At 54.8% G+C, this 13,520-nt stretch carries 12 protein-coding genes; 7 read left to right on the top strand and 5 right to left on the bottom strand.

Annotated elements, in window-relative coordinates:
* Positions 1 to 73: 73 nt before the first annotated feature.
* From yidA to dnaA, 5 genes are all read right to left on the bottom strand, one after another.
* The gene (gene yidA / locus JHD74_RS14780; RefSeq protein ID WP_196062652.1) at positions 74 to 883 is read right to left on the bottom strand and encodes a sugar-phosphatase; all 810 of its coding nucleotides are present in this window, start codon (positions 881 to 883) and stop codon (positions 74 to 76) included.
* 125 nt (positions 884 to 1,008) lie between these two features.
* Positions 1,009 to 3,423 carry a DNA topoisomerase (ATP-hydrolyzing) subunit B gene (gene gyrB, locus JHD74_RS14785; RefSeq protein WP_024527357.1) on the bottom strand — a complete coding sequence of 805 codons (2,415 nt, stop codon included), beginning with the start codon at positions 3,421 to 3,423 and terminating at the stop codon, positions 1,009 to 1,011.
* An 18-nt stretch (positions 3,424 to 3,441) separates the two neighbouring features.
* On the bottom strand, positions 3,442 to 4,527 hold the full coding sequence (gene recF / locus JHD74_RS14790) for a DNA replication/repair protein RecF (protein ID WP_021181392.1): 1,086 nt from the start codon (positions 4,525 to 4,527) through the stop codon (positions 3,442 to 3,444).
* Positions 4,528 to 4,682: 155 nt separating this feature from the next.
* Complete coding sequence (dnaN, locus tag JHD74_RS14795) at positions 4,683 to 5,783, bottom strand: DNA polymerase III subunit beta (protein WP_021181393.1); 1,101 nt, start codon at positions 5,781 to 5,783, stop codon at positions 4,683 to 4,685.
* Positions 5,784 to 5,788: 5 nt separating this feature from the next.
* Positions 5,789 to 7,183: a chromosomal replication initiator protein DnaA gene (gene dnaA / locus JHD74_RS14800; RefSeq protein ID WP_021181394.1), complete on the bottom strand. Its 1,395-nt coding sequence runs from the start codon at positions 7,181 to 7,183 to the stop codon at positions 5,789 to 5,791.
* Between the two features lie 684 nt (positions 7,184 to 7,867).
* Here dnaA and rpmH point away from each other — a divergent pair.
* The 7 genes from rpmH to JHD74_RS14835 all read left to right on the top strand — a co-directional run bounded on the left by rpmH (position 7,868) and on the right by JHD74_RS14835 (position 13,448).
* Complete coding sequence (gene rpmH, locus JHD74_RS14805) at positions 7,868 to 8,008, top strand: 50S ribosomal protein L34 (protein WP_004093983.1); 141 nt, start codon at positions 7,868 to 7,870, stop codon at positions 8,006 to 8,008.
* A gap of 18 nt (positions 8,009 to 8,026) precedes the next feature.
* Positions 8,027 to 8,386: a ribonuclease P protein component gene (rnpA, locus tag JHD74_RS14810; RefSeq protein WP_004950547.1), complete on the top strand. Its 360-nt coding sequence runs from the start codon at positions 8,027 to 8,029 to the stop codon at positions 8,384 to 8,386.
* Positions 8,350 to 8,607, top strand: a complete 258-nt coding sequence (yidD, locus tag JHD74_RS14815; RefSeq protein WP_025120915.1) for a membrane protein insertion efficiency factor YidD — start codon at positions 8,350 to 8,352, stop codon at positions 8,605 to 8,607. Before rnpA ends, yidD begins: the two co-directional genes overlap by 37 nt.
* Before the next feature lie 2 nt (positions 8,608 to 8,609).
* Entirely contained in the window at positions 8,610 to 10,250 is a 1,641-nt protein-coding gene (gene yidC / locus JHD74_RS14820) for a membrane protein insertase YidC (RefSeq protein WP_074030826.1), read from the top strand.
* A gap of 113 nt (positions 10,251 to 10,363) precedes the next feature.
* On the top strand, positions 10,364 to 11,728 hold the full coding sequence (gene mnmE, locus JHD74_RS14825; protein ID WP_024527359.1) for a tRNA uridine-5-carboxymethylaminomethyl(34) synthesis GTPase MnmE: 1,365 nt from the start codon (positions 10,364 to 10,366) through the stop codon (positions 11,726 to 11,728).
* Positions 11,729 to 11,973: 245 nt separating this feature from the next.
* A complete protein-coding gene (locus tag JHD74_RS14830) occupies positions 11,974 to 12,693 on the top strand; it encodes a 4'-phosphopantetheinyl transferase superfamily protein (protein WP_024527360.1) in 720 nt (239 codons plus the stop codon).
* A 188-nt stretch (positions 12,694 to 12,881) separates the two neighbouring features.
* Complete coding sequence (locus JHD74_RS14835; protein WP_199062984.1) at positions 12,882 to 13,448, top strand: NADPH-dependent FMN reductase; 567 nt, start codon at positions 12,882 to 12,884, stop codon at positions 13,446 to 13,448.
* Positions 13,449 to 13,520: the final 72 nt, after the last annotated feature.

Below are 13,520 nucleotides of genomic sequence, written 5' to 3' on the forward strand. Positions count from 1 at the left end.
AGTTGGCATCGTCGGCAGCGTCAGATGTGTATAAGAGACAGGATCAAGACATAAGGGTTGGGGTGAGGGGCAACTACAGCACAAACTTCTCGATCGCCAGTGCGACGCCGTCTTCGGTATTGGTGCCGGTCACGTGCTGGGCAATTTCCTTTAATTCTGGAATAGCATTGCCCATCGCTACGCCCATCCCGGCATACTCGATCATCGCAATATCATTAGCCTGATCGCCTAACGCCATCACGTTTTCCTGCTTGATACCCAAATGTTCGGCCAGCATTCTGACACCAGCTCCCTTATCCACATTCTTATGCAGGATCTCCAGGAAGTAAGGGGCGCTTTTCATGATGGTGTAGCGATCCCAGGCCTCTGAAGGCAAGCGGGCTATCGCATCGTCCAGCAAGGCAGGCTCATCAATCATCATCACCTTCGGGAAACGCATAGTGCGATCCATCTCTTCCACGCTGCGGTATTTCAGCGGGATACCGGTCATTTGGGATTCATGGACGGTATATTTGCCAATGTCTTTATTCGGCGTGTACAGGGTATCGAAATCAAACGCCTGGTAATGAACGCCGAACTCCCGTGCCAACTGCTCAAAATAGAGATAATCGTCAAAGCCGAGGGTTTCTTGCAGCACACAAGCCCCGTCTGTCGCCTTCAGCACCAAGGCACCGTTATAGGTGATGCAGAAATCGCCCTCACCCTGAATATCCAACTGACGCAGATAGTCCTGCACGCCGACATAAGGCCGCCCGGTAGCCAGCACCACATGCACGCCTTTAGCGCGCGCGGCGGTCAGCGCCTGCTTTACCGCAGGCGTAATCTGGTGCTGCGGATTGAGCAGCGTGCCGTCCATATCAATTGCAATCAGTTCAATAGCCATTCGAGTGTCTCCCAGTGGTTTTTTCTCATGCTAACGCGTTTCAGCTTGCCATGTTAGTGCTAAAAACGGCATAAAAAAATCCGCGCGGGCGAACCGGCGCGGATTTTTAATAGCCAAATAAGGCGTTAGATATCGATATTCGCCGCTTTCAGGGCGTTTTCTTCGATAAAGGCACGACGTGGTTCAACCGCATCGCCCATCAGGGTGGTGAACAGCTGATCGGCTGCAATAGCGTCTTTCACCGCTACGCGCAGCATACGCCGCTGATCGGGATCCATGGTGGTTTCCCACAGCTGGTCCGGGTTCATTTCGCCCAGCCCTTTATAGCGCTGGATCGACAGGCCACGGCGCGACTCTTTAACCAGCCACTCTAATGCCTGTTCGAAGCTGTCTACCGGCTGGCGACGTTCGCCACGTTCGATATAAGCATCTTCTTCCAGCAGGCCGCGCAGTTTTTCACCCAGCGCGCAGATCCTGCGGTATTCACCACCGCGGATAAATTCAAAGTCCAGCGGGTAGTCGGTATCCACACCATGGGTACGGATACGCAGCACCGGTTCGAACATCTGGCGCTCACGGTTTTCAACCAGCACCGAGCTGTAGCTGCTGCCGTGCTGCTCGTTATCGTTGAGCAATTTCACCAGCGATTCGATCCAGTTTTCCACCTTGGCACGGTCGCTCAGATCGTCTTCGTTCAAGGTTGGCTGGTAGATCAGGTTGTTCAGCAACGCGCGTGGATAGCGGCGTTCCATCCGGCCAATCTGTTTCTGCACGGCGTAATGTTCAGCCACCAGCTTCTCTAACGGCTCACCCGCCAAGGCTGGTGCAGAACCGTTGGTGTGCAGGGTCGCGCCGTCGAGGGCGATGGAAATCTGATACTGATCCATCGCTTCGTCGTCTTTGATGTACTGCTCCTGCTTGCCTTTTTTCACCTTGTACAACGGCGGCTGGGCAATATACACATGGCCACGCTCGATGATTTCCGGCATCTGACGATAGAAGAAGGTCAACAGCAGCGTACGGATGTGCGAGCCGTCGACGTCGGCATCGGTCATGATAATGATGCTGTGATAACGCAGTTTGTCCGGGTTGTATTCGTCACGGCCAATGCCGCAGCCCAGCGCGGTGATCAGCGTGGCAACTTCCTGTGAGGACAGCATCTTATCGAAGCGGGCTTTCTCAACGTTGAGGATTTTCCCTTTCAGCGGCAAGATCGCCTGGTTCTTACGGTTACGGCCCTGCTTGGCTGAGCCACCCGCAGAGTCCCCTTCCACCAGGTAGAGTTCGGACAACGCCGGGTCACGTTCCTGACAGTCCGCCAGTTTGCCTGGCAAGCCAGCCAAATCCAGCGCACCTTTACGGCGGGTCATTTCACGCGCTTTACGCGCCGCTTCACGAGCACGGGCCGCATCGATGATTTTACCAACCACGATTTTGGCGTCTGCTGGGTTTTCCATCAGGTAATCCACCAGCTTCTCGTTCATCAGTGATTCGACCGCCGTTTTCACTTCCGAAGACACCAGCTTGTCTTTGGTCTGGGAAGAGAATTTAGGATCGGGCACTTTCACCGACACCACGGCAATCAGACCTTCACGCGCATCGTCACCGGTGGCGCTGATTTTGGACTTTTTGCTGTAGCCTTCTTTATCCATGTAGGTGTTCAGGGTACGGGTCATCGCGGCACGGAAGCCGGCCAGGTGAGTCCCCCCATCACGCTGCGGGATGTTGTTGGTGAAGCAGTAGATGTTTTCCTGGAAACCATCGTTCCACTGCAGCGCCACTTCCACACCGATATCGTCTTTCACGGTTGAGAAGTAGAACACCGTTGGGTGGATCGGCGTCTTGTTCTTGTTCAGGTATTCCACAAACGCACGGATACCGCCTTCATAATGGAAGTGGTCTTCTCTGTCGTTGCGCTTGTCTTTCAGGCGAATAGAGACGCCCGAGTTGAGGAACGACAGTTCACGCAGGCGCTTGGCCAGGATGTCGTACTCAAACTCGACGTTATTGGTAAAGGTCTGGAAGCTCGGCCAGAAGCGTAGGGTAGTCCCAGTCTGGTCGGTTTCACCGACGACTTTTAGTGGGGCCTGTGGTTCGCCATGCTTGTAAGTTTGCTCATGGACCTTGCCTTCGCGGCGGATCACCAGTTCCAGCTTTTCTGACAGGGCGTTAACAACCGAAACGCCTACGCCGTGCAGACCGCCGGAAACCTTATAGGAGTTGTCGTCAAACTTACCGCCGGCGTGCAGTACGGTCATGATGACCTGTGCCGCAGACACCCCTTCCTCTTCGTGGATACCGGTTGGGATACCACGGCCATCATCCTGCACCGAGACGGAGTTGTCGGCGTGGATCGTCACCTGAATGTCGCTACAGTGGCCAGCGAGTGCTTCGTCGATAGCGTTGTCCACGACCTCGAATACCATGTGGTGCAGACCGGTGCCGTCATCAGTATCACCGATATACATGCCCGGACGCTTACGTACCGCATCCAGCCCTTTTAATACCTTGATACTTGAGGAGTCATAAGAATTCGACATCAACGTTTCTCGCTCATTTTAGTCCTGTGGTTGAACCTCTATTTTACCTTGTTCCACGCGGAACATCTTGCCCTTTTCACCCATCATGTCGGTTACTTGTTCAGCGCTTACCGCACTGACAAAAACCTGAGCCTGGGTGGCTTTCAGGCGATCGGCCAGCAACCGGCGACGGCCGGTGTCCAGCTCGGAGGCAAAATCATCAATCAGATACAGGCAACGCCGCCCGCTCTGGCGGGTGAGAAACTCACCCTGCGCCAAGCGCAATGCGCACATCAGCAGTTTAAGCTGACCGCGCGATAACAAATCCTCTACCGGCGTGCCTTCGGCACGAATGCGGAAGTCCGCTTTATGCGGCCCCACCGCGGTATAGGTTAACGCCCTGTCGCGCTCAAACTGGCGCTCCAGCAGCTCTCCGTAGTCGCTCTCTTTGTCCCAGCCACGCTGGAAAGAGAAACTCAGGGCAAATTCGGGCAAAAACTGCGCGCAGGTCGCGGTGATATCCGCGGCAATTGCATCGCTGTAAGCTGCCCGCCACTCGCTGATACGCTCGGCCAACGGGATCAGTTCCTGATCCCAGGCGCGGATCTGCGCATAGCGATTGACCTGGCGCAGCGCGGCATTGCGCTGCTTCAGTAACCTTTTCAGGTTGCTCCAGGCGGTGAAAAAACCGGGTTCGTTGTGAAAACAACCCCAGTCCAGGAAGGCACGCCGATACTTCGGCCCGCCATTAAGCAGGGTAAAACCTTCGGGGGTGATCAACTGCATGGGCAGTAGCTGTGCCAGCTCTGCCACCTTATGGCCATCGCTGCCATCGATGCGCACTTTGCTGTCACCCTGACGGCTTTTACTCAGTCCTACCGATAATTCGCGCCCGCTGCCTTCGATCCGGCCATGCAACACAAACTCCGGCTGATCGTGGCGGATCACTCGCCCGGCCTGCAGGCTGCGAAATGCGCGCCCATGGCCAAGGGTATACACCGCCTCCAGCACGCTGGTCTTGCCGCTGCCGTTGGCCCCCACCAGGAAGTTAAACCCCGGCGCAGGCGCCAGATCGGCAGCTTCGATATTGCGGAAATCTTTAATCAGTAAGCGCGTCAGAGCCATACTGTAGTTGTCTTAATCATCTAACAATCCAGGGCGTTATCGTCGCAGGTCATTTGCGTGCAGCCAGCGCACAGCAACCGCAGCGTACTTAAAGTACGTGAGGATTGCGAGCACTGCCCAATCGCAAAGGGGCAAGTAAGATAGCCCGATAATTTCTACAGTCGCATTGGCATGACGACGTAGGCGGCAGACTTACTGGCACCGTCTTCGATCTGCACGCTGGAAACGGAATCGGTCAGCAGCAGGCGCACATCTTCACACTTGAGCGCGTTCAGCACGTCCAGCACATAGCTGACGTTGAAACCAATTTCCATCTCGGTGCCATCATAGCTGACATCGAGGATCTCTTCCGCCTCTTCCTGTTCCGGGTTGTTGGCGGTGATCTTGAGCTGGTTCTGGCTGACGTACAGGCGCACACCGCGGAACTTTTCGTTCGACAGAATGGCCGCACGGGCAAACGCCTGCTTGAGCAGGTCACAGCCCGCCTCCAGCGTTTTGTCCGGATTTTTCGGCAATACGCGGCGATAATCAGGGAAACGGCCATCAACCAGCTTGGAGGTGAAGATAAAGTCACCGACGTGAGCGCGGATGTTGTTGCTGCCAATCTGCACCCGTAGCGGCGTATCACCACCGTCCAGCAAGCGGACCAGCTCCATCACCCCTTTACGCGGCACGATCACCGAATGAGTAGGCAACTGCTGGCCAATCGGCATCGAACACACCGCCAGGCGGTGGCCGTCGGTAGCCACGGTGCGCAGCTCTTCCCCTTCGGTTTCAAACAGCATACCGTTCAGGTAATAACGCACATCCTGATGAGCCATCGAAAACTGGGTGGCTTCGATCAGGCGCTTTAACGTCGCCTGCGGCAAGGTGAACTCCACCTCGCTCTGCCAATCATCCAGATTCGGGAAGTCTATCGCCGGCAGCGTGGACAGCGAGAAGCGGCTGCGGCCAGAACGCACCAGCATACGGTCGCCTTCGAGGATCACCGTAATCTCAGCCCCTTCCGGCAGGCCACGGCAGATATCAAAGAATTTACGCGCGGGGACGGTCGTCGCGCCCGCTTCATGGGGCTGAGACAGGGCAACGCGGGCCACCATCTCCATCTCCAGATCGGTACCTGTCAGCAACAGGGAACCTTCCGTCACCTGCAGTAGCAGGTTACCCAGAATTGGCAGCGTCGGGCGGCCACCCAGTGGGCTGCTCACCTGTTGCAGCGGTTTTAGCAGATGCTCACGTTCAACGATAAATTTCATATGGGCTATGACGACAATGTTCTGATTAAATTGGAGAAATCTTCTTTGATGTCGTGACTTTCCTCACGCAGCTGCTCAATCTTCCGGCAGGCGTGCAACACCGTAGTATGGTCGCGGCCACCAAACGCATCGCCGATTTCTGGCAGGCTGTGGTTGGTGAGCTCTTTTGCCAATGCCATCGCCATCTGGCGCGGGCGGGCAACCGAGCGCGAACGCCGTTTAGACAGCAGGTCCGCGATTTTGATTTTGTAGTACTCAGCCACCGTCTTCTGGATATTGTCGATGGTGACCAGTTTTTCCTGCAACGCCAGCAGATCCCGCAGCGCTTCACGCACGAAATCGATGGTGATGGCGCGGCCAGTAAAGTTGGCGTTGGCGATCACCCGGTTCAGCGCCCCTTCGAGCTCACGCACGTTGGAACGCAGGCGTTTGGCGATAAAGAACGCCACTTCGCCCGGCAGACGGATATCGTTCTCGTCGGCCTTTTTCATCAGGATCGCGACGCGGGTTTCCAGTTCCGGCGGCTCGATCGCCACCGTCAGGCCCCAGCCGAAGCGGGATTTCAAACGATCTTCCACCCCGTTGATCTCTTTTGGATAGCGATCCGAGGTCAGGATGATCTGTTGATTACCTTCCAACAGGGCGTTAAAGGTATGGAAGAACTCTTCCTGTGAACGCTCTTTGTTGGCAAAGAATTGAATATCATCGATCAGCAACGCATCCACCGAGCGGTAGTAGCGTTTGAATTCTTCAATGGCGTTATTTTGCAGCGCCTTGACCATGTCCTGCACAAAGCGTTCCGAGTGCATATACACCACTTTGGCATTGGCCTTACGCGCCATGATGCCGTTGCCTACCGCATGCAACAGGTGCGTTTTACCCAGGCCGGTACCGCCATACAGGAACAGTGGGTTATAAGCGCCCCCCGGATTGTCTGCCACCTGCCGCGCCGCAGCACGAGCCAGCTGGTTAGACTTACCCTCAACGAAGTTATCGAAGGTGTGCTTGGGGTTGACGTTGGAACGATAGGACAGCTCAGGCGGCGGTGCCGCATTGTCCCAGCTTGGGCGGGACGGTGCAGCCGTGCGCACCACAGGGGCAACCGGAGCGCTGTTGACGCTGGCCATCACGGGCTGGCTGAGGGTTTGTGTCAGTGGCTTGCTGCCCACCTCAAAACGCAACAGCGGCGCATCCGTACCGCAGAAATCATTCAACAGGCCATTGATATTGTTTAAGTACTTATCGCGAACCCAATCCAGCACAAAACGATTGGGCGCATACAGCGCCAGGGTATTGTCACTCAGTTCCGCCTGCAATGGGCGTATCCACATACTAAATTCTGTGGCAGGTAACTCATCCTGCAATCGGGCAAGACACTGCTGCCAAAGCGAAAGTGACACGGCGGACTCCACTCGAACAAGATCAATAAAAAGAAAAGAATCAGGCTACTTTTTTATAACTCATGATTTTTGACACACGCCCGGTATTGGCTGAAAAACCTGTAGGGTATGCGAACCGCCTTTCACGGTTTATGCCCTTAACGATCCTGATTTGGGATCGCGATCGGAATGACGGATCATAGCGCAATCTGCGCAAGAGATCCTCCCCTTCATCACAGATTAGATCCATTTTATCCACAGCCCGTGAAGAGTGGCCAGTTTTTAACCAGCCCTGGATCGACACCGATGAGATCTGAGCCTGTGGGGCCGGGTTTTAGCACCTTTCACAGGTTATACCTGGTTATCCACGCGGATCCTTGCAGAAAACACGCAGGATCGTACGGAGATCCTTGTGATTTACCCCCGAGTCCGTATAATCTTCGCCCACGTGTGATACCTGGTTCCTTAATGGTGAGTCATTTAGCCAAGACAGGATTCTGCGGTGACCACGGGCCAACACCGGATTTTACTCCGAATTGGCAGACAACCAGGTAGGCTAGCGCGATGTGAATTGACTCAGGACTGTACAATTATTACAATCCCGCCTCTTTATGTATTGCGATTGAGGCGTCGGTCATCTTCACGCCGAGTAGCCAAACGCATTTGACTTATCAGTATTTCATTTAAGTTTAGGTAGAAATCGCTATGAAACGCACTTTCCAACCGTCCGTACTGAAGCGTAACCGTAGCCACGGTTTCCGTGCTCGTATGGCCACCAAGAATGGTCGTCAAGTTCTGGCCCGCCGTCGTGCGAAAGGCCGTACTCGTCTGACTGTTTCTAAGTAATAAAAGCTAACCCGCTGAGTGGTTAAGCTCGCTTTTCCTAGGGAGTTACGTTTGTTAACTCCCACTCATTTCACTTTCGTCTTCCAGCAGCCACAACGGGCTGGCACGCCGCAAATCACCATCCTCGGCCGCCTGAACCAGCTGGGGCATCCCCGCATCGGTCTTACCGTCGCCAAAAAACACGTCAAGCGCGCGCATGAACGCAACCGGATCAAACGCCTAACCCGCGAGAGCTTCCGTTTACGTCAGCACGAACTACCGGCGATGGATTTTGTGGTGGTGGCCAAAAAAGGGATAGCGGATTTGGATAATCGTGCACTGACGGAAGCTTTGGAAAAATTATGGCGTCGCCACTGTCGCCAGGCTCCCGCATCCTGATCGGGCTGGTTCGGGCGTATCAGCTCGTGCTCAGCCCGCTGCTTGGGCCACGTTGTCGCTTCCAGCCGACATGTTCTCATTACGCAATTGAGGCATTACGCAGGTTTGGCATGTTAAAAGGCAGTTGGTTGACATTGAAACGCGTATTAAAATGCCACCCTTTGAACCCAGGTGGCGATGATCCCGTGCCGCCGAAAACCGACGATAACAGAGAACACTAACGATGGATTCGCAACGCAATCTTCTCCTCATCGCTCTGCTGTTCGTGTCTTTCATGATCTGGCAGGCCTGGCAAGTGGACAACGCTCCGCAACCAGCAGCCACCCAGACCACGCAACAGACTGCGAACCCAGCAACCGGTGATGCCGCAAGTTCAGCTGTACCAGGCAGTGGCCAGGGTAAACTGATCACCGTTAACACTGACGTGCTGTCGCTGACCATCAATACCCGTGGTGGCGATATCGAGCAGGCTAAACTGTTGGCCTACCCGGATACCCTGGGTTCATCGACTCCATTTACGCTGCTGGAATCCACTCCGTCATTCGTCTACCAGGCACAAAGCGGCCTGACGGGCAGAGACGGCCCGGATAACCCGGCAAACGGCGAGCGTCCTCTGTTTGAGGCGGCGCAGGATACCTTCACGCTGGCTGATGGCCAGGATGAACTGCGTATTCCGCTGACCTTTACCGGCAAAGACGGCTCGGTCTTCACCAAGACCTTTGTGCTCAAGCGTAACCATTATGCCGTTGGCGTGGACTATTCCATCGTCAACAAAAGCGCGACTCCGCTGGAACTGACCCTGTTTGGCCAGTTGAAGCAGACCACCGACTTGCCTAAGCATCGTGACACCGGCAGCAACAACTTTGCGCTGCATACCTTCCGTGGTGCGGCTTACTCTTCCAGCGACAACAAATACCAAAAGTATGCGTTCGACAAGGATGAGAATCTGAACGTCACCACCCAGGGCGGCTGGATTGCGATGTTGCAACAGTACTTCGCCACCGCGTGGGTGCCGCAGACTCAGGGCGTCAACACGTTCTATACCTCTAAGCCAGGTACCAACCTGTCTGCCATCGGCTTTAAAGCTGAGCCAGTAATTGTACAGCCAGGTGCTGAGAAGCAGCTGAATGCAACCCTGTGGGTTGGCCCGGAGCTGCAAGATCAGATGGCCCAACTGGCACCGCATCTGGATCTGACCGTTGATTACGGCTGGCTGTGGTTCATCTCCCAACCGCTGTTCAAACTGCTGAAGTTCATTCACAGTTTCATCGGCAACTGGGGCTTCTCGATCATCATCATCACCTTCATCGTGCGCGGCATCATGTACCCGCTGACCAAAGCGCAGTACACCTCGATGGCCAAAATGCGCATGCTGCAGCCAAAACTGCAGGCGATGCGTGAACGTATCGGTGATGACAAGCAGCGTATGAGCCAGGAAATGATGGCGCTGTACAAAGCTGAGAAGGTGAACCCGTTAGGGGGTTGCTTGCCGCTGGTTATCCAGATGCCAATCTTCCTGGCCCTGTACTACATGCTGATGGGCTCGGTTGAGCTGCGTCATGCGCCGTTCATCTGGTGGATCCATGACCTGTCGGCGCAAGACCCGTACTACATCCTGCCAGTGCTGATGGGTGTGACCATGTACTTCATCCAGAAGATGTCACCAACCACCGTGACTGACCCGATGCAGCAGAAAATCATGACCTTTATGCCGGTGATCTTCACAGTGTTCTTCCTGTGGTTCCCGTCTGGTCTGGTGCTGTACTATATCGTCAGTAACCTGGTGACCATCGTCCAGCAGCAGCTGATTTACCGCGGGCTGGAAAAACGTGGTCTGCACAGCCGCGACAAGAAGAAAGTCTAGTCTTGTTTTAGGCAACATCCGTAGGGGCCAGTGCCCCTACGACACCAGCCACGTTGCCAGTAGAGGCGGTCATTAGACCGCCTTTTTGCATATTGTCAGAGAGATAAACCGCTATGAACACCACCGATACCATCGCTGCTCTTGCTACTCCGCCCGGACGCGGCGGTGTCGGCATCCTGCGCATTTCAGGCCGCGGAGCCAAGGACGTTGCCCTGGCGGTACTCGGTAAACTGCCCAAGCCGCGTTATGCCGATTATCTGCCGTTCCGTGACGCCGAAGGCAGCACGCTGGATCAGGGGATTGCACTGTGGTTCCCCGGCCCCAATTCCTTTACCGGTGAAGACGTGCTGGAACTACAGGGCCACGGTGGGCCGGTGATCCTCGATCTGCTGCTCAAGCGCGTGTTGGCGCTGCCAGACGTGCGGATTGCCCGCCCAGGAGAGTTCTCGGAGCGCGCTTTCCTCAATGACAAGCTGGATTTAGCCCAGGCTGAAGCCATTGCCGATCTGATTGATGCCAGTTCCGAACAGGCAGCCCGTTCAGCGATGAACTCGCTGCAAGGCGCTTTTTCCATCCGTATCCATCAGCTTGTGGAAGCGCTCACTCACCTGCGCATCTATGTAGAAGCGGCGATCGACTTCCCGGATGAGGAGATCGACTTCCTTTCGGACGGCAAAATCGAAGCTCAGCTGAACGGCGTGATGGCCGATCTGGACGGCGTACGGGCCGAAGCGCGTCAAGGCAGCCTGCTGCGTGAAGGGATGAAGGTAGTGATCGCCGGGCGGCCCAACGCTGGCAAATCGAGCCTGCTCAATGAGCTGGCAGGGCGTGAAGCGGCTATCGTCACCGACATTGCAGGTACCACGCGCGATGTGTTGCGCGAACATATTCATATCGATGGCATGCCACTGCACATTATCGATACCGCCGGGCTGCGGGAAGCCAGCGACGAAGTTGAGCGTATCGGCATCGAACGTGCCTGGAACGAGATCGAACAGGCGGATCGCGTGCTGTTTATGGTGGATGGCACCACCACCGACGCCACCGAACCCGCCGAGATCTGGCCAGAATTTATGGCACGTCTACCCAGCACTTTGCCGATCACCGTCGTGCGCAACAAGGCCGACATTACCGGCGAGGCATTGGGCCTGAGCGAAGTAAATGGTCACTCACTTATTCGCCTGTCGGCGCGTACCGGTGAGGGGATCGACCTGCTGCGTGACCATCTGAAGCAGAGCATGGGCTTCACCAGCAATATGGAAGGTGGCTTCCTGGCCCGCCGCCGTCATTTGCAAGCACTGGAGCAGGCGGCACAGCATCTGGTGCAGGGTAAAGAACAGTTAGTGAGCGCTTACGCGGGGGAGTTGCTGGCCGAAGAACTGCGGTTGGCACAGCAGGCATTGAGCGAAATCACCGGGGAGTTTACCTCCGATGACCTGCTCGGGCGCATCTTCTCCAGCTTCTGTATTGGTAAGTAACCCAAGGTTCAGATACACGACCTCTTCAGCGTCCAAAGCCAAGCATTAACTCACTGTTTATGCTTGGCTTTATTTTTACACCCGCCAAAGTCTGCCCCGCGCCGCACTCCTGCCACTCCGCTGTTTTTTCATTCAACAGAAGAATAATTAAGAAAAAGATCATGCGAATTCTTAATGAAAAATCTTAACGTAATGCTTACTCTAGCACTCCAGTTTTTTTATGAGCCTCGGTCATGGAGTGAACAATGGCTTGTCATTTTATCCGATGGGATACGGTTGCAGAGCGTTTAGAGACCCATCGGCTACCTAAAGACCTGATCGAAAGAACTGCTAGCTTCTCCGTCAAGCGCCGTCGGCGTTTTTTGCAAGGCCGGATCCTGTTGGCCGAAATGATATTTTATTTGTATGGTATCCCGGTACTTCCCCCCATTGCTACGGCACCGACCGGGCGACCGTGCTTTGCCGATCATCATCTACCTGACTTCAGCCTCGCCTATGCTGGCAATACCATAGGCGTGCTACTGAGCCTGGAAGGCAAGGTAGGGTTGGATATTGAGGTGATGCGCGCGCGGAGTCACAACCTGCTGCATCAATACTCCAGCACCACAGAGAACGCCTGGATTGCGGCACAGCACGACCGTTTGGAAGCTGAAACCCAGCTGTGGAGCATTCGCCAATGCGTGCTGAAACTGGCCGGCTTGGGTAACAGCGGCCAGGGTTTGCTGAATTTGCACCCTTTTTCCGGCCAATTACGTTGCAACACCCTACCCAACGTGCACGTCATGAGTGATGCAGGTGAGTATCTCAGCTGGGCCTGTGCCCATCAGCCTGGCTTGGATCGGCTGATCTGCTGGCAATATGACGAAAGCCAGGGCTTACAGAAATGCGACGAAATTTCATCACGTAACCCACCTCCCTCCACGCACTTTTTGAAATTGACCAGCCTCGCTTCTGTTACACGTTGAAAGCACCGATTTAACGTCTGTCTTCGGGGGAATATACAAAACAAAACTTTCCTTAACGCATGATTTACTGCTTTGAATTGTAAAAACAGATAAAAACTTAGACTCTGCCTAGGATACATCACCTATTTGCCCTATTATCTGCTGGTTGTTCTAAGCTGAGTCTGTTCATCAGAAAAGGGAGAATCAAAATGTCAGAGCAAGCACTAAAGATCGTCACGCTACTGGGGAGCCTGCGTAGAGGCTCTTATAACGCCATAGTCGCACGCGCTTTACCTCAGTTAGCTCCTCAGGGTGTCACTATCGAAGCCCTTCCCTCCATACGCGATATCCCACTGTACGATGCAGACCACCAGCAAGAAGAGGGTTTCCCGGCCACGGTAGAAGCCATTGCCGAACAAATCCGCCAGGCTGACGGCGTGATCATCGTAACGCCAGAATATAACTACTCTGTGCCAGGTGGCCTGAAAAACGCCATCGACTGGCTGTCCCGTTTGCCTAACCAACCGTTGGCCGGCAAACCGGTGGCGATCCAGACCAGCTCAATGGGGCCGATTGGCGGCGCACGTTGCCAATATCACCTACGCCAGATCCTGGTGTTCCTGGATGCCATGGTAATCAACAAACCTGAGTTTATGGGGGGAGTGATACAGAATAAGGTTGATGAGCAGGCGGGTGAACTGGTTGACCAAGGCACACGGGATTTCCTGACCGGCCAGTTGTCCGCATTCAGCGACTATATCCGCCGCGTAAAATAAGCTGCCAGGCGGCGCCCGGAGATAACACTATCGAAGGCGCCGTTTTTAATCGTTTTCTCATTAATATTATTG

This window comes from Serratia sp. ASV30, assembly GCF_016428815.1.
Classification (GTDB): Bacteria; Pseudomonadota; Gammaproteobacteria; order Enterobacterales; family Enterobacteriaceae; genus Chania; species Chania fonticola_C.

What these genes read in the sequence shown, in the direction of transcription:
- yidD (WP_025120915.1), top strand. Translation starts at nt 8,350, where the DNA reads ATGGCGTCGCCACTGTCGCCAGGCTCCCGCATCCTGATCGGGCTGGTT.
- gyrB (WP_024527357.1), bottom strand. Translation starts at nt 3,423, where the DNA reads ATGTCGAATTCTTATGACTCCTCAAGTATCAAGGTATTAAAAGGGCTG.
- mnmE (WP_024527359.1), top strand. Translation starts at nt 10,364, where the DNA reads ATGAACACCACCGATACCATCGCTGCTCTTGCTACTCCGCCCGGACGC.
- recF (WP_021181392.1), bottom strand. Translation starts at nt 4,527, where the DNA reads ATGGCTCTGACGCGCTTACTGATTAAAGATTTCCGCAATATCGAAGCT.
- yidC (WP_074030826.1), top strand. Translation starts at nt 8,610, where the DNA reads ATGGATTCGCAACGCAATCTTCTCCTCATCGCTCTGCTGTTCGTGTCT.
- rpmH (WP_004093983.1), top strand. Translation starts at nt 7,868, where the DNA reads ATGAAACGCACTTTCCAACCGTCCGTACTGAAGCGTAACCGTAGCCAC.
- yidA (WP_196062652.1), bottom strand. Translation starts at nt 883, where the DNA reads ATGGCTATTGAACTGATTGCAATTGATATGGACGGCACGCTGCTCAAT.
- dnaN (WP_021181393.1), bottom strand. Translation starts at nt 5,783, where the DNA reads ATGAAATTTATCGTTGAACGTGAGCATCTGCTAAAACCGCTGCAACAG.
- JHD74_RS14835 (WP_199062984.1), top strand. Translation starts at nt 12,882, where the DNA reads ATGTCAGAGCAAGCACTAAAGATCGTCACGCTACTGGGGAGCCTGCGT.
- JHD74_RS14830 (WP_024527360.1), top strand. Translation starts at nt 11,974, where the DNA reads ATGGCTTGTCATTTTATCCGATGGGATACGGTTGCAGAGCGTTTAGAG.